This window comes from Herbiconiux sp. SALV-R1 (assembly GCF_013113715.1).
In the GTDB taxonomy this organism is placed as follows: Bacteria; Actinomycetota; Actinomycetes; order Actinomycetales; family Microbacteriaceae; genus Herbiconiux.
The window spans coordinates 3,620,817-3,640,765 of record NZ_CP053344.1; the positions used below are offsets into that span (position 1 = coordinate 3,620,817).

23 protein-coding genes are annotated in these 19,949 nt (G+C 71.0%); 8 read left to right on the forward strand and 15 right to left on the reverse strand.

Translation table 11 applies throughout. From position 1 onward, the window contains the following. Window positions 1-107: 107 nt before the first annotated feature. Window positions 108-1,265: an ABC transporter substrate-binding protein gene (locus HL652_RS17210; RefSeq protein ID WP_171706438.1), complete on the reverse strand. Its 1,158-nt coding sequence runs from the start codon at window positions 1,263-1,265 to the stop codon at window positions 108-110. A gap of 1 nt (window position 1,266) precedes the next feature. Further along, complete coding sequence (locus HL652_RS17215; protein WP_171706439.1) at window positions 1,267-1,764, reverse strand: RidA family protein; 498 nt, start codon at window positions 1,762-1,764, stop codon at window positions 1,267-1,269. A 350-nt stretch (window positions 1,765-2,114) separates the two neighbouring features. On the opposite strand from HL652_RS17215, the gene HL652_RS17220 reads away from it, so the two are divergent. After that, on the forward strand, window positions 2,115-3,425 hold the full coding sequence (locus HL652_RS17220) for an NtaA/DmoA family FMN-dependent monooxygenase (protein ID WP_171706440.1): 1,311 nt from the start codon (window positions 2,115-2,117) through the stop codon (window positions 3,423-3,425). Here HL652_RS17220 and HL652_RS17225 read toward each other — a convergent pair. Continuing rightward, entirely contained in the window at window positions 3,422-4,522 is a 1,101-nt protein-coding gene (locus tag HL652_RS17225; protein ID WP_171706441.1) for a LacI family DNA-binding transcriptional regulator, read from the reverse strand. The genes HL652_RS17220 and HL652_RS17225 overlap by 4 nt on opposite strands. A gap of 186 nt (window positions 4,523-4,708) precedes the next feature. Next, the gene (argG, locus tag HL652_RS17230; RefSeq protein ID WP_171706442.1) at window positions 4,709-6,136 is read right to left on the reverse strand and encodes an argininosuccinate synthase; all 1,428 of its coding nucleotides are present in this window, start codon (window positions 6,134-6,136) and stop codon (window positions 4,709-4,711) included. Window positions 6,137-6,256: 120 nt separating this feature from the next. On the opposite strand from argG, the gene HL652_RS17235 reads away from it, so the two are divergent. Beyond that, entirely contained in the window at window positions 6,257-7,996 is a 1,740-nt protein-coding gene (locus HL652_RS17235) for an alpha/beta hydrolase family protein (RefSeq protein WP_171706443.1), read from the forward strand. Window positions 7,997-8,079: 83 nt separating this feature from the next. Here HL652_RS17235 and HL652_RS17240 read toward each other — a convergent pair whose 3' ends face one another. Beyond that, window positions 8,080-8,658, reverse strand: a complete 579-nt coding sequence (locus tag HL652_RS17240; protein WP_216603933.1) for a TetR/AcrR family transcriptional regulator — start codon at window positions 8,656-8,658, stop codon at window positions 8,080-8,082. A gap of 66 nt (window positions 8,659-8,724) precedes the next feature. Here HL652_RS17240 and HL652_RS17245 point away from each other — a divergent pair, with 66 nt between their 5' ends. Continuing rightward, window positions 8,725-10,164, forward strand: a complete 1,440-nt coding sequence (locus HL652_RS17245) for an MDR family MFS transporter (protein ID WP_171706444.1) — start codon at window positions 8,725-8,727, stop codon at window positions 10,162-10,164. A gap of 11 nt (window positions 10,165-10,175) precedes the next feature. Here the strand turns inward: HL652_RS17245 and HL652_RS17250 are convergent, their stop codons facing one another. Genes HL652_RS17250 through HL652_RS17260 form a run of 3 tightly spaced genes read right to left on the reverse strand, consistent with a single transcriptional unit; the run spans window position 10,176 to window position 11,513 of the window. Then, complete coding sequence (locus HL652_RS17250; RefSeq protein WP_253743414.1) at window positions 10,176-10,550, reverse strand: type II toxin-antitoxin system VapC family toxin; 375 nt, start codon at window positions 10,548-10,550, stop codon at window positions 10,176-10,178. Continuing rightward, the gene (locus tag HL652_RS17255; protein ID WP_171706445.1) at window positions 10,547-10,822 is read right to left on the reverse strand and encodes a type II toxin-antitoxin system Phd/YefM family antitoxin; all 276 of its coding nucleotides are present in this window, start codon (window positions 10,820-10,822) and stop codon (window positions 10,547-10,549) included. The genes HL652_RS17250 and HL652_RS17255 overlap by 4 nt, the downstream gene beginning before the upstream one ends. A 43-nt stretch (window positions 10,823-10,865) precedes the next feature. After that, entirely contained in the window at window positions 10,866-11,513 is a 648-nt protein-coding gene (locus HL652_RS17260; protein WP_171706446.1) for a TrmH family RNA methyltransferase, read from the reverse strand. Window positions 11,514-11,593: 80 nt separating this feature from the next. Between HL652_RS17260 and HL652_RS17265 the strand changes: the two genes are divergently transcribed. Beyond that, window positions 11,594-12,475 (forward strand): HpcH/HpaI aldolase/citrate lyase family protein, encoded by an 882-nt coding sequence (locus HL652_RS17265; protein ID WP_171706447.1) that lies wholly within the window; start codon window positions 11,594-11,596, stop codon window positions 12,473-12,475. A 110-nt stretch (window positions 12,476-12,585) separates the two neighbouring features. Here HL652_RS17265 and HL652_RS17270 read toward each other — a convergent pair whose 3' ends face one another. Genes HL652_RS17270 through HL652_RS17295 form a run of 6 tightly spaced genes read right to left on the reverse strand, consistent with a single transcriptional unit; the run spans window position 12,586 to window position 15,056 of the window. After that, window positions 12,586-12,759 carry a CsbD family protein gene (locus HL652_RS17270; RefSeq protein WP_171706448.1) on the reverse strand — a complete coding sequence of 58 codons (174 nt, stop codon included), beginning with the start codon at window positions 12,757-12,759 and terminating at the stop codon, window positions 12,586-12,588. A gap of 48 nt (window positions 12,760-12,807) precedes the next feature. Beyond that, window positions 12,808-13,425 carry a hypothetical protein gene (locus tag HL652_RS17275; RefSeq protein WP_171706449.1) on the reverse strand — a complete coding sequence of 206 codons (618 nt, stop codon included), beginning with the start codon at window positions 13,423-13,425 and terminating at the stop codon, window positions 12,808-12,810. Continuing rightward, the gene (locus HL652_RS17280) at window positions 13,422-14,000 is read right to left on the reverse strand and encodes a DNA/RNA endonuclease G (protein ID WP_171706450.1); all 579 of its coding nucleotides are present in this window, start codon (window positions 13,998-14,000) and stop codon (window positions 13,422-13,424) included. The genes HL652_RS17275 and HL652_RS17280 overlap by 4 nt, the downstream gene beginning before the upstream one ends. Beyond that, the gene (locus HL652_RS17285; protein WP_171706451.1) at window positions 13,997-14,365 is read right to left on the reverse strand and encodes an NTP pyrophosphohydrolase; all 369 of its coding nucleotides are present in this window, start codon (window positions 14,363-14,365) and stop codon (window positions 13,997-13,999) included. Before HL652_RS17285 ends, HL652_RS17280 begins: the two co-directional genes overlap by 4 nt. After that, on the reverse strand, window positions 14,365-14,553 hold the full coding sequence (locus HL652_RS17290; RefSeq protein WP_171706452.1) for a DUF2273 domain-containing protein: 189 nt from the start codon (window positions 14,551-14,553) through the stop codon (window positions 14,365-14,367). Before HL652_RS17290 ends, HL652_RS17285 begins: the two co-directional genes overlap by 1 nt. Next, window positions 14,550-15,056, reverse strand: coding sequence for an Asp23/Gls24 family envelope stress response protein (locus tag HL652_RS17295; protein ID WP_171706453.1), 507 nt, complete (start codon window positions 15,054-15,056; stop codon window positions 14,550-14,552). The genes HL652_RS17290 and HL652_RS17295 overlap by 4 nt, the downstream gene beginning before the upstream one ends. A gap of 210 nt (window positions 15,057-15,266) precedes the next feature. Between HL652_RS17295 and HL652_RS17300 the strand changes: the two genes are divergently transcribed. The 4 genes from HL652_RS17300 (at window position 15,267) to HL652_RS17315 (ending at window position 18,867) form a co-directional block, all read left to right on the forward strand. Then, a complete protein-coding gene (locus HL652_RS17300; RefSeq protein WP_171706454.1) occupies window positions 15,267-16,619 on the forward strand; it encodes an NAD(P)/FAD-dependent oxidoreductase in 1,353 nt (450 codons plus the stop codon). Next, complete coding sequence (gene sigJ, locus HL652_RS17305; protein ID WP_171707430.1) at window positions 16,619-17,581, forward strand: RNA polymerase sigma factor SigJ; 963 nt, start codon at window positions 16,619-16,621, stop codon at window positions 17,579-17,581. Before HL652_RS17300 ends, sigJ begins: the two co-directional genes overlap by 1 nt. Before the next feature lie 90 nt (window positions 17,582-17,671). Continuing rightward, window positions 17,672-18,409, forward strand: coding sequence for an SDR family oxidoreductase (locus tag HL652_RS17310; RefSeq protein ID WP_171706455.1), 738 nt, complete (start codon window positions 17,672-17,674; stop codon window positions 18,407-18,409). Next, complete coding sequence (locus HL652_RS17315; RefSeq protein ID WP_171706456.1) at window positions 18,406-18,867, forward strand: hypothetical protein; 462 nt, start codon at window positions 18,406-18,408, stop codon at window positions 18,865-18,867. The genes HL652_RS17310 and HL652_RS17315 overlap by 4 nt, the downstream gene beginning before the upstream one ends. On the opposite strand, the gene HL652_RS17320 is transcribed toward HL652_RS17315, so the two are convergent. Further along, on the reverse strand, window positions 18,845-19,903 hold the full coding sequence (locus HL652_RS17320; RefSeq protein ID WP_171706457.1) for a magnesium and cobalt transport protein CorA: 1,059 nt from the start codon (window positions 19,901-19,903) through the stop codon (window positions 18,845-18,847). The two genes, HL652_RS17315 and HL652_RS17320, sit on opposite strands and share 23 nt — an antisense overlap. Between the last annotated feature and the right edge of the window lie 46 nt (window positions 19,904-19,949).

The following is a 19,949-nucleotide window of genomic DNA, read 5'->3' on the forward strand; positions in this document are numbered from 1 at the left end:
TTGGCCGGGTGCGGTTGCGGGCCGGATGCAGGCGGGGCCGCAATGCCGGTCAGCCGGGCGGGCGGGTGTGGTGCCCGCCCGGCTGTCTCCGGGGAGGAGGCCGGAGCCTATTCGGCGACGAACTCGCCGTCTTCGACCTTGAGGAAGATCAGCTCGCCGAGACGGTCGCCGCCGTCGTCGAAGCTGATGTCGCCCGTCACACCGTCGAAGCCTTCCGTGGCAGCCAGCGCCTCGGTGACGGCCGCGCGGTCGGTGCTTCCCGCATCCGTGATCGCCTGGGCCACGACGTTGGTGGCGTCGTAGGCGAGCGCCGCCCACGACGACGGGGCCTTGCCGTACTTCTCGGTGAAGGCCTCGACGAAGTCGGCCGAGGCGGGGGTGCCGGCGGCCGCCGTGAAGGCGGAGTAGACGGTCATGCCCTCGACGGCGTCACCGCCGAGGGAGGTGAGGTCGGGGCTCACGGCGCCATCGGTGCCGAAGATGGGCAGCTCCGAGCCGCTCGTGCGCAGCTGCTGAGCGATGGCCGCCGCCTCGGTGTAGAAACCACCGATGAAGATGCCGTCGGGCGAGTCGGCGAGCGCGGTGTTGATGGCGGTGGCGAAGTCGACGGCGCCGAGCTGGTAGGCCTGCGAGCTGGTGACCTCACCCCCGGCCTCCTCGAAGGCGCTGGTGAAGCTGTCGGCGACACCCTGACCGTAGTCGTCCTGCTGGTACAGCACGGCGATCTTCTCGACACCGCCGTCGTGCACGTGCGTTCCCATCTCCGCGCCCTGATAGGCGTCGGTGAAGACGTCGCGGAAGAACACGTCGCTCGCACCGCTGAGCTCGGGCGAGGTGACCGCCGAGGCGACGACCGGCAGGCCGCACTGGTCGTAGACCGGCAGGGCCGCCAGTGCGACGCTCGAGAAGCTGTAGCCGAGCACCGCCGCGGTGGAGGTGTCGTCGCAGAACTGCTGGGCGACCACCGGACCGTTGGCGGGCGAGCCCTCGTCGTCGGCCGAGACGATGCTCACCTCCTTGCCGTCGATGCCGCCCGCCTCGTTGAGCTGCTCGACGGCGAGGTCGACGCCCTCGCGCATCTCGAGCCCGTAGCTGGCGAAGTCGCCGGTGAGTGTCGCGGTGTAGCCGAGGGCGATGCCGCCCGAGCCCGAGTCGGAACCGGAGTCGGCACCCGAGCTGCTGGAGCAGGCGGCGAGGGCGAGCGAGAGCGCGGCGACCGCGGCCCCGGCGCCGGCGAGGCGCGAGAAGGTGGTGCGTCGGATCATGTCAATCAACCGTTTCTATCGTGAGGACGTTCTCGAAGCAGTGGTTGCCGGCCAGGGCGCTGACGCCGAGGGTGGCGCGGCCGCCGAGGCCGTTCTCCGGCCCGAAGAGGTCGCGGAAGAGGTCTGTGGCACCGCTCGAGATGAGGTGGACATCGGTGAAGCCCGGGGCGACGGCGACGTAGTTCAGCGAACCGACGAGGCCCTTGACCCGGTCGAGGGTTCCCAGCGCGAGCCTGATGGTCGCGAGGCAGTTGAGCGCGGTGAGGCGTGCCGCCTCGTAGCCCTGCTCGACCGTCACCTCGGCGCCGAGACGGCCCGCGTGCAGCGGGTCGCCCTCATGGCCGGGTGCGTCCTCGACGTGACCGGAGAGGAAGAGCAGGTTCCCGGTCTTGTGGAACGCCTTCATCGATCCGTACGAGAGGCCGTGGTAGGGCACGCTGGCGTAGTCCGGGATGACGAGGCCGAGTTCGGCTGCTCGTTCTTCGTGGGACAAGGTCACGGTACGACTCCTCGGGACGGATGCGGTGCGGGTTGCTAAATCGTGACAGCACACGGTCGAGCTGTCAACCGCGTTTCTTCTGTTTACCTGGCTGTAACATGCGGTAATCTTCGGAATCGGTTGTCGAAGGCAGGTTTGACCGCCTGAATGCTCCGCGCATCCGCCTGTTCTCGGGGATCGTGGCGCCACGAGATCCGCACACCGGGAGCCTGACTGGCCGAGACGGTGTTTCGCCCGTGTGCCGGGCGTGTTAATTCCTTCGCGACCTGCCCCGATCGGTTTGACAGCGGTTCGAGCGGGTTCCCATCATCGGAGTCGTCCCTCCCCCGGCAAGCGATACGGAGACCCGCATGTTTCACCTCGGATGGTTCGTCGGCAACGGCTACAGCGTGCAGTCGTGGGGCCGCGACTGGGCGGGCACCGACAACGACGACTGGTGGTCGCCGAGCCTCTACGCCGACGCCGCGCGAGCCCTCGAGCGCGCCTGCTTCGACTTCATGGTCTTCCAAGACGGGCTGATGGTGCCCGACGTGTTCGGCGGCAGCATGGAGGCCGACCTCAAGTTCGCCCAGGAGATCCCGCGTTCCGACCCCACGGCGATGGTGGCCGTGCTCACGCAGGTGACGAAGAACCTCGGCTACATCCCCACCATCTCCACCTCGTTCTACCCGCCCTTCATGGCGGCACGGATGCTCGCCACCCTCGACCAGCTGTCAGGCGGTCACGCTGGTGGCAACCTGGTCACCTCCGCCAGCGATCGCGCCGCGCAGAACTTCGGGCTCGAGGGTCACCACGACCACGACCTCCGCTACGGCATGGCCGAGGAGTGGACCGACCTCGTCACGCAGCTCTGGGACTCCTGGGAGCCCGGCGCCGTGATCATGGACACCGAGCGGCACGTCTTCGCCGACCACACCAAGGTGCACCCCATCCACTTCACCGGGCAGCACTACTCCTCGCGCGGGCCGCTCAACACGCCGCCCGGTCCGCAGGGCCGGCCCGTCATCTCACAGGCCGGCGGCTCGCCCGCGGGCCGCGAGTTCGGCGCGAGGTTCGCCGACGTCATCTTCTGCGTGCCGAACGGCATCGAGTCGATGAAGGCGTACCGCCGCGACATCCACGAGCGCATGGCGAAGTACGGTCGCTCACCGGAGGAGTGCAAGATCCTGTTCATGGTCGACCCGATCATCGGCGAGACCGACCAGGTGGCGCGCGACATCGCCGCCGCCCGCGCCGAGGCGAAGACCACCGACGCCTACGTCGAGGAGCACCTCTCGGTGATGTCGTACTTCTCGGGCATCGACTTCGCCCAGTTCGACCTCGACCAGCCGATGCCCGACCTCGACGGCAAGGTCAACGCCCAGCAGAGCACCATGGCGCGCTACCAGAAGGATGCGGCGGGCAAGACCCTGCGCGAGCTCGTCATCGCCCACAACATGGTGGCGACGATCGACCTCGTCGGCAGCCCCGACACCGTGGCGGCGAAGATGGGCGAGGTGATCGACGAGGTCGGCGGCGACGGGTTCCTGCTCTCGGGGCCGCTCAACCGCAAGAACATCGCCGAGATCACCGACGGGCTCGTGCCCGCGCTGAAGCGCCGCGGACTCACGCGGTCGTCGTACGCGGGTGCGACGCTGCGCGAGAACCTGCGGGAGTTCTAGGGGGTCGTCGGGGCGGGCGGGGCGGGCGGGGGCGGTGCGCCAGTCGACGCGCGTACACGGAGGTCGATGGTGAACACCTCGGCCTCGACGTCGCTGTGGCCGCCGGTCTCAGCCTCGACGTCGTCGCCGGCGTTGCCCGAACCGCCGCCGTCGCCCACGCCCTCGCCGTCGCCGTCGAGCGCCGAGAGCAGCATCGCCGCGCAGTGACGCCCGAAGTCGCGGGCGCGGAGGTCGATCGCCGTGATGGGCGGGTCGGCCATCTGCATGGCGAGACTGTCGGCGTAGGCGGTGATGAGAACATCCGTTCCCACCTCGAGGCCCAGGGCGCGTGCTGCCGACACGGCACCCACGGCCGAGCCGTCGGGAGCGGAGATGATGGCATCGGGGCGGTCGCCGCCGCCGAGCAGCTCGGTGGCCACGCGGCGCACGTCGTCGGGCATGAAGCGCTCGGGCGACTCGCGCACGATCGGCTGCACCCCGTTGTCGGCGCACCAGGCGAGATAGGCGTGGCGCACCTCGCTGCCCCAGACGGTGTTGGCCGGCGGCGCGATGAGCGCCGGGCGGGCGGCCCCGCGCTCGGCGACATGGTTCATGAGTGCGGTCATTCCCCTGCGGTGGTCGGAGTAGACGACACCCCACGGCGCCGGGAGGCCCGACGGCACGCGTTCACCCGACACCACCGGCAGCCGGCCCCCGAGGATGCGGCGCACCACGGGGTCGTCGTCGGGCGGGTCGATGAGGATGTAGCCGTCGACGTGCGCTCTGGCCCGCTCACCGGCGGCGGCGCCGGCGACGATGGTCACCGACTGCCCGCTGGCGGCGGCGGTCTCGACGGCTCCGAACACGAAGTCCATGTAGTAGGCCAGGCCGTTCGTGCTCTCGGGGAGGTACACGCCGAGGGCGCCCGCGCGGGCGCGGCGGAGGTTGCTCGCCCCCACGTTCACCGTGTAGTCGAGCTCGGCGGCCACGGCGCGCACCCGCGCCCGCGTCTCGTCCGAGAGCCGCCCCGTGCCGGCGAGCGCCAGCGACACCGTCGCCCGTGACACCCCCGCCGCCCGGGCGACATCCTCGAGGGTCGTCGCCCGCACACGATTCACGCTGAGAGGCTACCAGCCGCCCGCGACAGGGCGCCTCGCGCGGGTGCGCCCGCCCCTCGAGCGGGCGCGAAGTGCCGCCTCAGGCCTCTCGAAGGGGCACTTCGCGCCCACTCGGGCACCTCGAGCGGGCACTTCGCGCCCACTCGATCGCGGGGAGGCGGGGCGAGTGAGCGCGCGACCCGCGGGTCAGTCGGTGCCGAGGTCGAAGGCGGAGGCCTCGTTGGCGGCGTCGGTGGCCGCCTCGAGCTCCGACTCGGGGGAGCCCGCGGTGATGGCCGCGGCCTCGCCCGCCTCGAGGTCGCCCACGAGCTGCGCGGTCGCGCCGCCCACGATGCCCTGCCGCGCGTACTGCTCGAGGCGCGAACGGGTGTCGGCGATGTCGAGGTTGCGCATGGTGAGCTGGCCGATGCGGTCGAGCGGGCCGAAGGCCGCGTCGCCCACGCGCTCCATCGAGAGCTTGTCGGGGTGGTAGCTCAGCGAGGGACCCTCGGTGTTCAGGATGCTGTAGTCGTCTCCCCGACGCAGCTTCAGCGTGACGGTTCCGGTGACGGCCGAACCCACCCAGCGGCCGATTGACTCGCGCAGCATGAGCGCCTGCGGGTCGAGCCAGCGGCCCTCGTACATGAGGCGGCCGAGCTTGCGGCCCTCGAGGTGGTAGTTCGCCACGGTGTCTTCGTTGTGGATGGCGTTCAGCAGCCGCTCGTAGGCGATGTGCAGCAGCGCCATGCCCGGAGCCTCGTAGATGCCGCGCGACTTCGCCTCGATGATGCGGTTCTCGATCTGGTCGCTCATGCCGAGGCCGTGGCGGCCGCCGATGGCGTTGGCCTCGAGCACCAGGGCGACCGCGTCGTCGTACGCCGTGCCGTTGAGCGCGACCGGGCGGCCCGCCTCGAAGGTCACCGACACGATCTCCGATTCGATCGACACGTCGTCGCGCCAGAACGGCACGCCCATGATCGGCTCGACGATCTCGACGCCCGTGTCGAGCTGCTCGAGGGTCTTCGCCTCGTGAGTGGCACCCCAGATGTTGGCGTCGGTCGAGTACGCCTTCTCGGCCGAGGCGCGGTAGGGGAAGCCGCGGGCGACGAGCCACTCGCTCATCTCCTGCCGCCCGCCGAGCTCGGTGACGAAGGCCTCGTCGAGCCACGGCTTGTAGATGCGCAGGCGCGGGTTCGCCAGCAGGCCGTAGCGGTAGAACCGCTCGATGTCGTTGCCCTTGTAGGTCGAGCCGTCGCCCCAGATCTCGACGTCGTCCTCCTTCATCGCGCGCACGAGCAGCGTGCCCGTGACGGCGCGACCGAGGGGCGTGGTGTTGAAGTAGGTCTTGCCCCCGGAACGGATGTGGAACGCACCGCACTGCAGCGCATCCAGCCCCTCCTCCACGAGCGCCGCCCGGCAGTCGACCAGGCGGGCGATCTCGGCGCCGTACTCGCCGGCGCGACCGGGAACGGCCTCCACGTCGGGCTCGTCGGGCTGGCCGAGGTCGGCGGTGTAGGTGCAGGGCACCGCGCCCTTCTCGCGCATCCACGCGACGGCGACCGAGGTGTCGAGCCCGCCCGAGAACGCGATTCCGACGCGCTCGCCGACAGGGAGGGAGGTGAGGACTTTGGACATGTGCTCCAGTGTATTGAACCCGCGCGGGCGCGCCCGCCAGTCCCCGCTCGGGGGCTGCCACCCCGGCACGCGCCGACGCTAGGCTTCGGGCACCGACCCCCACGACGACCGAGGAGCTTCATGACGCCCGAACTCACCCGCCGCTCCCTGCTCGGACTCGCCGCCGCCGGCGGAGCGGGAGTCGCCTTCGGGGTCGCGGGAGCCGCTCCTGCGTCGGCCGCCACCCCCGCTGTCGGCACCGCAGCGGGTGTCGCGGGAGCAGCCGCCCGCGCCGCCTCGGTGCCCCGCGCCGCCGCGGCTCGCACCACTACGCTCGCCGCCGCCCCCGACCCGGGCCTCACCCCCTTCCCGCAGCAAGACGACCTCAACTTCCAGACCCTCACCGCCTACGGCGAGGCCGCCTACCAGTCCGGCGAGGTCGGCGAGGTGGCGAGCGCGGTGGCCGCCGTGCAGGCCGCCATCACCGCGGGAGGCGCCGAGGCCATCCCCGCCTACCAGCCCTACGCCGCCTCCTTCGAGGCGCTCGCCGCGCGCCTCGCCGCCGAGGCCGACGCCGAGCTCGCGGCGGGCCGCTACGTCACGGCGCGCTCCCGCTACCTGCGCGCGGCCTCCTACTACAACTGCGTGCTCTTCTTCGTTCTCGGCACGGATGCGCCGGGTCGCGAAGCCGAGATCTACGGCGCGATGCAGCGGTGCTGGGCTGCGGCGGCCGCGCTGCTCGAGCCGGTGCTGCAGCGGGTCGAGATCCCGGCGACGGTGCGCTTCCGCGAGCTCGACGGCTCGGTGACGACCCGCACCGTGACGATTCCGGCGTACTGGGGGCGTGCATCCGGAACCGGGGCGAAGCCCACCGTCATCATCAACAACGGCAGCGACGCCCAGTTCGTCGACATCTGGGCCTACGGCGGAGCGGCCGGCCTCGAGCGCGGCTACAACGTTCTGCTGTTCGAGGGGCCGGGGCAGGGTTCGCTGCTGTTCGAGCAGAACATCCCGTTCACGCCGTACTGGGAAGACGTCGTCACCCCGCTCGTCGACTTCGCGATCGCCCAGCCCGAGACGGATGCGCAGAAGGTCGCCCTCACCGGCTGGAGCTTCGGCGGCGTGCTGGTGATGCGTGCCGCGGCGGCCGAGCACCGGCTCGCCGCGGTGGTCGCCGACCCCGGCTTCTGGGACAACTCGGCACCCTGGCAGCCGCTCGTCACCGCCATGAACGACTACTTCGGCTCGGTCTCGAACGCGAATTGGAAGGAGCTGTTCGACGGCACCTCCCCCGCCTACGGGCCCGACGGGCAGGATGCGCTGAAGTTCCTGGTGAACAAGCGCGGCGAGATCTACGGCTCGGCGCTGCACGATCAGGCGTCGAGCGGTGGGGTGATCACCGACATCGTGGGGCTGCTGGATGCGATCGATTCGTTCAGCGGCGACGCCGCACTGTTCGGGGAGGTCACCTCGCACGTGCTGCTCAACGAGTACGCCTCCGACGTGTTCTTCACCGGCCAGGGCGACCAGGTCGAGGCGTGGCTGACCAAGGCCGCCTCGGTCTCGACCCACCTCTTCGACTACCCCACCGGCACCGAGTTCCACTGCGCGCCCATGGCGCCGCAGGTGCGCAACGAGGTGGTGTTCGGGTGGCTCGACGAGGTCTTGGCCAACGCGCCCACCCCGCCTGCCCCTCCCGCACCCCCGGTGCCCCCGGCGCCTCCCGCCCCGCCCGCGCGCCCCGCCCTCGCCGACACGGGCGCCCCCGGTGCCGCCGCGGGCGTCACGGCAGCCATCGCCACGGGCGTCGCCGCCGCCGGCGCGGGTGCCGCGACCCTCGCCGCGCGCTCGCACCCCCGCTCAACCCGCTCCCCCGAGTAGCGCGGCATCGACCCGTCACGATCCGCCCTCTCAGGCACCGGGAGAGGGCGGTTTGTGACGGGTCGATTGTGCGCGGGGGCGCGTCAGCGCACCAGGGGCAGCCAGATGTCGTCGACGATCTCGAGGATGCGGGGGTCGGGAAGGGGCTTCAGTGTCATGACGAGGTCGTGGCGCACCAGGTCGGAGGGGAGCGTCGTGACGCCCTGCGGCCAGTCGCGCAGCGGGATCTCGCCGCGCGCGGCGGCGCGTTCGAGCATCCGTCTGCCCACCTCGGTGCGGCCCTCGAGCAGGCGGCGGCGCAGGTCGGCGGGTGACAGGCCGGTGTCGGCGTGGATGCTCGCCATGTACACGCTGATCACCGCCATGAACCCCGACCGGGTCGCGTTGAAGTCACGGAGTGCGGCGAGCATGTCGCCCCGGAGGGAGCCGGTGTCGGGCACCTCCCGGCGCGTGAACAGCCCGCCGTGCTGCAGCGCCGCCACGACGAGGTCGACCTTCGAGGGCCACCGGCGGTAGAGCACCGGTTTCGACGTGCCGGCGCGAGCGGCGACGCCGTCGTAGCCGAAGGCGGGGTAGCCCACCTCCTCGAGCTCGGCCCAGGCCGCATCGAGCAGCGCGTGCTCGAGCTCGGCACCGCGGCGGCGCGTCTTCACAAGATCCATTTGCGTATCTTATCGCAGCGGCGTACAGTTCTGCCGATAAGACACAACCGAGTATCTAAGGTCATCATGGACAAGAACCTCCGCCGCCTCGCCGTCGCCCTCGTCGTCGGCGCGATGGCGCCCCTGTTCGACGCGACCATCGTGAGCGTCGCGCTGCACACGCTGGCCGGCGACCTGAACGCGAGCATCGAGACCATCCAGTGGGTGAGCACGGGCTATCTGCTCGCCATGGGCGTCACCGTGCCGCTCGTCGGCTGGCTGCAGAACCGCCTCGGCGGCAGGCGTCTGTGGATGGCGGCGCTCGTCGTGTTCCTCGTCGGCAGCATCCTGTGCTCGCTCGCCTGGGACGCCGGGAGCCTCATCGCGTTCCGCGTCGTGCAGGGCGTGGGCGCCGGCGCCATGATGCCGCTGCTCACCACGCTTCTCATGCAGGCCGCCCGCGGCCAGGCGCTCGGCCGCACGATGGCGGTGGTCTCACTGCCGACCGCGCTCGGCCCCATCCTCGGCCCGGTGATCGGCGGCCTCCTCCTCGGCGCCGGCGCCTGGCCGTGGCTGTTCTGGGTTAACGTGCCGTTCGCGGCGGTCGCGCTCGTGCTGGCGTGGCGCTTCATCCCCGCCGACGGGCCGACCGGCACCGCGAAGCTCGACGTGGTCGGGCTCACGCTGCTCTCCCCCGCGGTCGTCGGGCTGCTCTACGGCCTCAGCAACGCCGGCAGCGCGGGCGGCTTCGCGCGGTTCGACGTGTGGGCGCCGCTCGCGGCGGGCGTCGCGCTGCTCGTCGCGTTCACGCTCTGGGCGACCCGCACGACGCGCCCGGCGCTCGTCGACCTCCGCCTCCTGCGGCACCGCCCGCTCGCCGCCGCGTCGGGCGCGATGTTCCTCATGGGAGCCGCCCTCTACGGCGGCATGCTCCTGCTCCCGCTGTCGTTCCAGGAGCTCCGCGGCACCGACGCGCTCGGCGCCGGACTCCTCCTCATCCCGCAGGGCGTCGGCTCGCTGCTCAGCCGCTCGCTCGCCGGGCGCCTCACCGATCGCATCGGAGCGCGCACCGTGGCCATCCTCGGCTTCGCCGTGGTGCTCGTGGCGACCATCCCGTTCGCCTTCGCCGACGCGAGCACGAACCTGTGGTGGATCAGCGCCGTGCTCGTGGTGCGGGGCATGGGGCTCGGGGCGGTGATGATCCCGATCATGGCGGTGGGCTTCGTCGGGCTCGAGCAGCACGAGATCCCCCACGCCAGCACCATCACCCGCCTCTCACAGCAGCTCGGCGGCGCCTTCGGCACTGCAGTGCTCGCCGTGGTGCTGGCCGGCGCCGCTGCGGGCGGCGGTGCGGCCGGCGGCGGGGCGGATGCGGTGGCCGCGTTCCAGCAATCGTTCTGGTGGGCGATCGCCATCACAGGCGTCGCCCTCCTCCTCTCGTTCCTCCTCCCCGGCCGCACCGCGGTCGCCGACGCGGAGGAGAAGCCGGAGACCGCCACCGCAGGCGCTGTCTCCTCCCGCGCCTGACGAGCGGGGCATCAATCCCCGATAGTCACCTCGATCACTTCCAGCGCAGGGATCCCCTGGAAGTCTCTGGGGTTGGCCGTGACGATGGGCAGCCCGTTCGCCAGAGCGACGGCGGCGATGAGGGCGTCGTAGGCTCGCGCGGCAGGTTTACGCCCACCCTGGCGCAGCGCCGCCGCGACCTGACCGAACGCCCGCGCCGCCGCAGCGTCGAGAGGCAGCGGTTCGAAGTCGGCCTCGGCCTGCTGCAGGTGGGCCAGGCGCGCCGCCCGAGTGATGTCGTCTGTCGCGACGAGCGGGCCGACACTCAACTCCGCGAGGGTGACGGTGCCAATCTGCAGTTCTTCGAGCAGCGCCTCGGGTTCGGCGACGCGGGCGAGCAGAATCACGGTCGAGGTGTCGACCAGCTCTCGAGGGTGCGCGCTCGCAGGGTCGGGTCGATGAGCTCGTCGATCTCGGACCGTATCAGATCGGTGTCGACAGCCGGAAGCATCCGTCGACGCTCGATCAACTCGCTCGTCGACAGGGTGCGGCGCGGCAAGGGACGAAGCTCGGCGACCTCGGCGCCGTCGCTCGTGACCGTGAGCGTCTCGCCGCGGGCCACCCGTGCAAGCACATCACCGCCATGATTGCGGAGTTGTCGCACACTCACCAGAGACATGGCTCCAGTGTGTCACGCGTGGGACACCCAAATCGAGAATAATTCAGCCAAAAGCGACGTGCTGGGTGACCCAGGCGTGCATGGCGACGGCGGCGGCGGCGGAGGCGTTGATGGAGCGGGTGGAGCCGAACTGGGAGATCTCGACCACCGCATCCGCTGCGGCGATGGCCTCGGCCGAGAGGCCGGGGCCCTCCTGCCCGAACAGCAGCACGCAGCGCTCGGGGAACGCGAAGGTCTCGATGATGACGCTGCCCGGCACGTTGTCGATCGCGATGATAGGCAATTCGGCCGCGCGGGCGACCTCGACGAAGGTGGCGACATCGGGGTGGTTCTGCACGTGCTGGTAGCGGTCGGTCACCATGGCCCCGCGCTTGTTCCAGCGCTTGCGGCCGATGATGTGCACGGTGTCGGCGGCGAACGCGTTGGCGCTGCGCACGATCGACCCGATGTTGAGGTCGTGCTGCCAGTTCTCGATGGCGACGTGGAACGGATGCCGGTGCTGGTCGAGGTCGGCGACGATCGCGTCCATGCGCCAGTAGCGGTAGCGGTCGATGACGTTGCGGGTGTCGCCGCGTTCGAGCAGCTCCGGGTCGTACTGCTCGCCCTCGGGCCACTCCCCCGCCCACGGGCCGACGCCCCCGGCGCTCAGTTCGACGCTCGCGGTGGGGCCGGATGCGCGGGGCTCGTTCACCCGCACAGGCTATCGCCCGCGGGGTGCGCGGCGCCCACAACAGTGCCCTCCGTGAACTGTATGAACTCGTATACAGCGCAATGGCGCGCATCCGTAGACTTGAGCGTGTGACTGAGACCCACCCATCCACCGAGATCCCCGGAGAGATCGCCCGCTCGTGGCTGCTCGTCTCCGCCCGCCGAACAGAGCAGTTCGACTCCGCCGCCAAGTCGCGTGCCGACCAGATCGTGCTCGACATCGAGGACGCCGTCGACCCGAAGCACAAGCCGGAGGCGCGCGGCGACGTCGTGGACTGGCTGTCGAACGGCGGCAGCGGCTGGGTGCGCATCAACGACCGCGCCAGCGACTTCTGGAGCGACGATGTCGACGAGCTGAAGGGCGTTCCCGGCCTCCGCGGCGTCATGCTCGCGAAGACCGAGTCGGCTGCCGACGTCACCGAGACCTTCGACCGCCTCGGCGGCACGACCCCCGTGCTCGTGCTCATCGAGTCGGCCCTCGGCATCGAGGAGGCCGTGTCCATCGCCCGGGCCCGCGGCGCCTACCGCCTCGCCTTCGGCTCCGGCGACTACCGGCGCGACACCGGCACCAGCGCCGAAGACATCGCGATGGCGTACCCGCGCTCCCGCCTCGTCATCGCGAGCCGGGTCGGCAAGCTCCCCGGCCCCATCGACGGACCCACCGTCTCGTCGAGCCACCCGGTGCTGCGCGAGCAGTCGGCCGTGGCCGTCGCGCTCGGGCTCACCGGCAAGCTCTGCCTCGACGTCGAGCAGCTGCCCGTCATCAACGAGGTCATCAGCCCCACCCAGTCGGATGTGACCTGGGCTCGCGACTTCCTCGACGACTTCGAGGCCCGCGGCCGCGTCATCCGCGACGGCAGCGACCTGCCCCGCCTCGGCCGCGCCGAGAAGATCGACAAGCTGGCCCGCGCCTTCGGCGTCGAGCCGCTGCCGAACGGCCGGTAGAGCCGCCTCTCACGACACGACGAAGGCCCCGGGTGTGCGACCCGGGGCCTTCGTGGTGGTGACGGATGCGGGCGAGACCGCCGAGCATCCGTCGGCTGTTCGCGAGACGGTCAGTGCTTGAACGCGTCTTTCACGTTCTCGCCGGCCTTCTTGGCGTCGGCCTTGGTCTGGTCGGCCTTGCCCTCGGCCTCGAGCTTCTCGTTGCCGGTGGCCTTGCCGAAGCCCTCCTTCGCCTTGCCGGCGATGTCTTCAGCGGCGTTGCGGATCTTGTCGTCGAGTCCCATGGTCTTTCTCCTTCTTCATAGTGGGTGGGGTGGTGGAGTCGGCGGCGCTCAGTTCAAGCGCCGCACGTCTCCGGCGAGGCGCGCCCTCAGCCCGCTGTGGATCGACACGAAGGTCGGCACGGCGTGCCCGGTGAGCGTCGCCAGGTTGGTGGTGAGCCGCGCCACGAGGGTCGCGACCTCCTGGGGCGAGGTGTTCTGACGGGGGGTGACCGAGACGTGCAGCACAGGACTGCCCTTCACCCGGTTGGCCGAGACGCTGCTCGAGAGGATCTCGTCGTGCGAGGCTAGGCTGCCCCGGATCGCATCGGCGGCGAACGACTCCTGCACCGTGATGGGGCCGATCGGGCTCTCGGAACCCGCGGTCTTCAGCACCGTGCGGGTGCGTCGGCCGCCGAGGTTCGCGACGATGACGATCGCCACGATGACGACGAGGGCCATCGCGCCGAGCACACCGATCGCGACCCAGCTGACGGTGGTGCCGTCGGCGACCCGGCTGGCCTGGTGGGCCGACTGGAGGCCGTTCACCGCACCGCCCACGGTCGTCTTCCAGGCGTCGCCGAAGGCGGGCCACAGCACGGCGGTACCGACGGCCGCGCCGATAGCGAGGAGCACCAGTCCGACGACGAGCAGCACGGCGCGGTTCAGACCACGGTTCGTCGAGTTCATGCCGCCGGCTCCTTCTCCTGTCGGTACTGCACGCGGGCCCGCACCCGAACCGTCGGGTCGAGTTCGTAGCGGTCGAGCTCGTCGGTCGCCGTACGGATGACGGCGAACCGGTCGATCTCGGTGCCCGCCTCGGGGTGCACGGTCACGTCGGCCGTGCGGTGGGCGATGCCCACGGTCACCTCGTCGCGCCGGAGCCCGAGCTCGTCGGCGACGTGCTGGGCAAGGGCGGAGGCGATCACGCCGTTGTCGACGACGACCGCATCCTGACCCATCCGGTGCTTGGGCAGCCGCCCCGCGCCGAGGGCGAGCACGATGAGCACCACGCCGAGCACGGCGATCACCACCGCTCCCGCCACGATCGCCGCGGCGGGCTGCGCCGAGGGCAGCGCGACCAGCCAGGCGAGCCCGGCGGCCGGGGCCACGAGCAGCGGCCTCGCGCCGGCGAGTCGCAGAACGACCTCGGTGCCCAGATAGGCGAGGGCGAGCGCGATGAGCACCAGCACGACGACCGTCGCCACCGTGCGGGGCGAGTGCGTCTCGCGCCGCACCACGCGGCGGAGTGCGGGATCGGTCATCTCACTCTCCTTCTCGGGGGAACGACCGCGCCGGTGACGACGACGGCCAGTCGGGTGATGTCACGACCGGTGACGTGGGCCAGGTGACTCTGCAGCTGCTGCTGCACGGCGGTCACCCGGTCGATCACCGACGAACCCGCGGCGATGGCCTCGGTGTCGTCGAGATCGGGGATGGGCAGGGGGGTGCGCACGCGCACGGCGTATCCGCCGCGCCATTCGGAGACCTCGACCTTCACCTCGCCCGACTCGACGCCGATGGCGTCGGCCGAGGCGCGGTGAACGATCTTCTCGATGACGCGATCGCGAACGCTGATCCGGCCTGCGGGTGCGCTCGTCGGGGCGGCCACGAGGAGTGAGGTGCTCATCAGGAGGTGCGCCTCCCCGAGAACACTCCCGCCAGGGCCCGGAGATCGAGCTGGCCGCTCATCACCCGGGCGACGACCGCCCCGATGACCATGAACAGCGCGACCAGCAGGAAGCCCCAGAAGCCGAACAGGAGCGCGGCGGCTGCGAGCACGGCGCCGATCAGGGCGCCGGAGACCGTGGCACTCATGCGACGCGCGACTCGGTCTGGTCGTCGCTGTCGTCACCGGGGATGTGCACGTCGTTCACGTCGACGTTCACCTCGACGACCTCGAGGCCCACCAGGCGGGTGATGGCGCTCGCCACGGCGGTGCGCACCTGGGAGGCGACCTGCTGGATGGGGGCCGGGTACTCCACGACGATGGTGATGTCGGCAGCGGCCTGGGTCTCGCCGACCTCGACCTTCACGCCCTGACCGAGGTCGGTGGCGTTGATGGCGTCACGGATGGCGCCGAAGGCGCGGGCTCCGCCGCCGCCGAGCGCGTACACGCCCTGCACCTCGCGGGCTGCGATGCCGGCGACCTTCGCCACGACGCCGTCGGCGATCGTGGTGCGGCCGGCAGCGGTGTCGTCGGTGGTGACGCGGCTGGTGGTCGTGGAGGAGCGGTCGACACGCGACGCGGAGGCCGGGGTGGTCGGCTTCGCGGGGGTGGTGGCCGCAGCGGTGGTGGGGGTGGTGTCTTCGGTGGCCATGACGGGTGTCCTTTCGCTCAGTACGTCAGTGCGTCTACCGGAGGGTGCATCGGGTCTGCCCCTCCGCGAGCATCGAATGCGTTGCTCACAGATGAGACGCGTCCCGCGCACGATTCGTCACAAAAAAGTTCGGAGAATTTTTGTGAGGGCGTCCGACGTCACATTCCGGACGCCTGCGTCGTCATCCAGGTGAGAGCACAGGAGGACGAGATGACGAAGATCCTGATCATCGGCGGAGGGTACGCGGGCTTCTACACGGCGTGGGGTCTCGAGCGGCGGCTGCGGCCCGGGGAGGCGGAGGTGACCGTCGTCGACCCGCGCCCGTACATGACCTACCAGCCGTTCCTGCCCGAGGTCGCCGCGGGGTCGGTGGAGCCGAGGCACACAGTGGTGTCGCTGCGGCGGCACCTCGCGCGCACCCGCGTGCTCGCCGGCAGCGTCGTGGAGCTGCGGCATGCCGAGCGCATCGCCGTGGTGCGACCCGCCGTGGGGCCCGATCGTGCGCTCGCCTACGACGTGGTGGTCGTGACGGCGGGAGCGGTCACCCGCACCTTCCCGGTGGCGGGGGTGCAGGAGGAGGCGATCGGACTCAAGACCGTCGAGGAGGGGGTCGCCGTGCGCGACGCCCTCCTCGGGGCCTTCGATCGGGCGTCGGTGCTGGAGCCCGGGCCGGAGCGGCGGCGCACACTGTCGGTCACCGTCGTCGGGGGCGGGTTCACCGGTGTCGAGCTGTTCGGCGAGCTCCTCTCGCTCGCCACCGCGCAGCTGAAGAAGTACCCGATGCTCGGCCCCGACGATCTCGACTTCCACCTCGTCGAGGCGGCAGGGCGCATCCTGCCCGAGGTGAGCGACGAGCCGGGGCGGTGGGTCGTGCGGCAGTTCGAGGAGCGGGGCGGGCGGGTGCACCTCGGCACGCAGCTGCGCTCGGCAGTCGACCGGCACATCGTGCTGTCGACCGGCGAGGAGTACGACACCGGCCTGCTCGTCTGGGCGGCGGGCAACGCCTCGAACCCGGTGGCCGCCCGGCACACCGACCTGCCGACGGATGCGCGCGGCCTCATCACCGTGAAGGCCGACCTGAGGGTGGTCGACACCGAGAGCGGGCACGTGGTCGAGGACGCGTGGGCGGCGGGTGACGACGCCGCCGTGCCCGACCTGGTGCTGCAGGCGGAGCGACCGGATGCGCGCACGGTTCCCAACGCGCAGCATGCGGTGAGGCAGGGCAGGCTGCTCGCCGAGAACCTCGTGCGGGCGTTGCGCGGCGAGCGGCCGCGGCCGTACCGGCACCGGAGCCTCGGGGTGGTGGCGACGCTCGGGCTCGGAACGGGGGTGTTCCAGTACCGTGGAATCGTGGTGAAGGGGCTGCTGGGGTGGGTGATGCATCGCGGGTACCACGTGCTCGCGGTGCCGACCTGGGAGCGTAAGGTGCGGGTGCTGCTGGTGTGGCTCTCGGCGCTGCTGTTCGGGCGTGACGTGGTGTCGTTGCCGGAGCTGCAGCATCCGCGGCGGGCGTTCGCGACCGGGGGTGCGCCGCGGGAGGAGACGCGGGAGGGGGTGTCGTGATGGGTTCCCCGGACTCGTCCGGCGCATCCGACCCGGCCGGCGCATCCGATTCGCCCGACTCGGCCGGCTCGGCCGACGACTCGCTCGCTCAGGTGCTCGGCGAGCGCCGGCACCTCTTGGCGGTGGCGTTCCGCATGCTCGGAACCTCCGCCGATGCGGAAGACGCGGTGCAGGAGGCGTACGCCCGCTGGTTCAGGCTGAGCGACGACGAGCGTGCCGGCATTCGGTCGCCCGAGGCCTGGCTCACGCGGGTGACGGCGAACGTGTGCCTCGACGTGCTCGGGTCGGCCCGTCACCGGCGCGAGCAGTACGTGGGCGAGTGGCTGCCCGAGCCGCTGTCGGGAACGGCGGTGGGCGGCGGATCGACCGCCGTCGACCCGCTCGACCGGGTGACGCTCGACGACTCGGTCACCATGGCGCTGCTCGTCATGCTCGAATCGCTCACCCCCGCCGAGCGGGTGGCGTTCGTGCTGCACGACGTGTTCGCGATGCCCTTCGACGAGATCGCCGAGGTCGTCGGCCGCACCCCGCAGGCGACGCGCAAGCTCGCCTCGACCGCCCGGCGCCACATCGCCGAGCGGCGCCGTCGGGAGGCGACGGTGGAGCGGCACGACGCCGTGGTGCGCGAGTTCTGGGCGGCGTGCGAGAGCGGCGACCTCACCGCGCTGCTGCAGGTGCTCGACCCCGCCGCGGTCACCCGCGTCGACGGTGGCGGCCAGGTGCGTGCCGCGCTCAAGCCCATCTTCGGCGCCGACAAGGTGGCACGCTTCCTGCTCGGCGGGCTCGCCAAACAGGGCGACCTCGTGCCCTCGCTCGAGACGGTGCACGGCCTCGCCGGCATCGTCTTCCGCCTCGACGGCATCGTCGCCGGCGTCGTCAGCCTCGGCGTCGAAGACGACCTCGTCACCGACATCTGGTTCACCATGAACCCCGCCAAACTCACCACCTGGAACCACCCCTGAATCCGAACCGCCAATCGCGTCACATTCGTGGGGGGTGTGCCGTCGGTGGGGTAGGGCGCGCAGTGGGTGGGCTCGGGAGGAGAGGGTGAGATGAAGGTCGTGGTGCTCGGGGGAACCGGGTTGGTCGGGGCTCAGGTGGTCGAGCGGATGCGCGGGGCCGGGCATGAGGTGGTGGCGGCGTCGCCGGGGAGCGGGGTCGACACGATCGCCGGCACCGGGTTGGCGGAGGCGTTCGCGGGAGCGGACGTGGTGGTCGACGTCGTGAACTCGCGGTCGTTCGACGGGGTGCTCGAGTTCTTCGAGACGTCGACGCGGAACGCGCTCGGTGCCGCGAGCGCCCAGGGGGTGGGCCACTACGTGCTGCTCTCGATCGTCGGCACCGAGCAGATCGCCGGGGCCGACTACACGATCGGCAAGACGCGGCAGGAGGAGCTGGTGCGCGCATCCGGTCTGGGCTTCTCGATCGTGCGGGCCACGCAGTTCTTCGAGTTCATCGGCACCCTGGCCGACGCGGCGACCGTCGACGGGGCCGTGCACGCAACAGCCGCATCCTTCCAGCCCGTGGCGGCCTCCGAGGTCGCCGAGGCGCTCGCCGACGTGGCGGCGGCGGAGCCGCTCGGCGGCACCCTCGACGTCGCCGGGCCCGAGCGGTCGACGCTCGACGAGACCTTCCGCACCGCTCTCGCCGCCACCGGCGACCCCCGCCAAGTCGTCACCGACGACGGCTTCAGCTACTTCGGCTCCCCGATCGCCCGCGACACCCTGGTGCCGGTGGGTGCGCATCCGCTCCGCCTCGGCACCACCACGTACGCCGCGTGGTCGGCATGAGCCTCACCGGGCGCCGGGTGGTGCTGTGGTTCCTGTCGGCGCTCGCGGCGGTCATCGGCGTGTGGTCGATGGTGTTCCCGCTCGAGTGGTACGAGACGTTCCCCGACGGGTCGGCGACGTGGGGGTTCGGGCCGTGGATCAGGCTCGACGGCCCGTTCAATGAGCACCTCATCCGCGATGTGGGCGCGATGTACCTGGCTCTCGCCGGCGCAGGCACGGTAGCCGCGCTCTCGCGCAGCCTCACCGCGGCGCGGGCGGTGGCCGTGGCGTGGATCGTGTTCTCCGCGCCCCACCTGGTCTACCACCTGGGCCACCTGCACGGGCTCGCGACCCTCGACGCGGTCGCCGAGCCGATCTCGCTCGCCCTCACGCTGGTGCTGCCGATACCGCTGCTGTTCGGAGCGTGGGCGAAGGCGGATGCGCAGGCGGCGCCACCTACAACCAGTGGTTGCGCTTGAAGACGGAGTAGAGGAGGACCATGAGCAGGATCATCCCCCCGATCGCCATCGGGTACCCGAACACCCAGTGCAGCTCGGGCATGTGCACGAAGTTCATGCCGTAGATGCCCGCGATGAGGCTCGGGGCGAAGAGGATGGCCGCCCAGGCGGAGATCTTCTTTACCTCGTCGCCCTGCTTGATGCTCGCCTCGGCGAGCTTGCGGGTGTCTTCAGCGAGGGTGAGGTTGTTCTCGCTGATGCGCTGCATCTCCTCGTTCTGCCGCTGCGTGGTCAGCGTGGAATGCACCGTCAGGGCGTTCTGCAGGGTGGCACGGAACGCATCCGCATGCCCCACCACCGCCAGCACGTGGTCGAGCACGTCGCGCAGACCCCGCTGCACCTCGATGTCGACCTTGTACTTCTCGGCGCCCTTCAGCAGCGCCTCGAGCATGACGGTGAGCGGATGCACGGCCCGCTGGAAATCCATCACCTCACCCAGCAGGTCGTAGATGCGCCGCGACACGTCGGGATCGCCGCCGAACAGCTGGCCCTCGATCTCGTCGATGTCGTTCTGCAGGCCCGCGATCACCGGCTCGTACTCGTCGACCACCTCGTCGAGGATGGCGTACAGCACCGCCTCGGGGCCGAGCGCGAGCAGCTCGGGGTTGCCCTCGAGCCGGTGCCGCACCGCCCCGAGGTTCGGCGATTCGGCGTGCCGCACCGTCACCACGAAGCCCGGCCCGATGAACACGTGGACCTCGCCGAACTCCACCCGCTCCTCGGCGTCGAGGTAGCGGGCGGGGCGCAGCACCACGAACAGCGTGTCGCCGTAGCGCTCGAGCTTCGAGCGCTGGTGACCGGTGAGCGCGTCTTCGACCGCCAGCTGGTGCAGCCCGAACTCGTTCTCGACCGAGCGGATCTCCTCGGCGTTCGGCCGGTACAGCCCGATCCAGGCCATGCCGCCCTTCTCACCCATCAGGGCGTAGGTCTCATCGAGACTGTGCGGGTCGGGCAGCCGCACGCCGTCGACGTACACGGCGTTGTCGATGAGGGTCATGTGCCGAGAGTACGACCAGCAGGTGAACGGAGGGCGACCGCCGTCA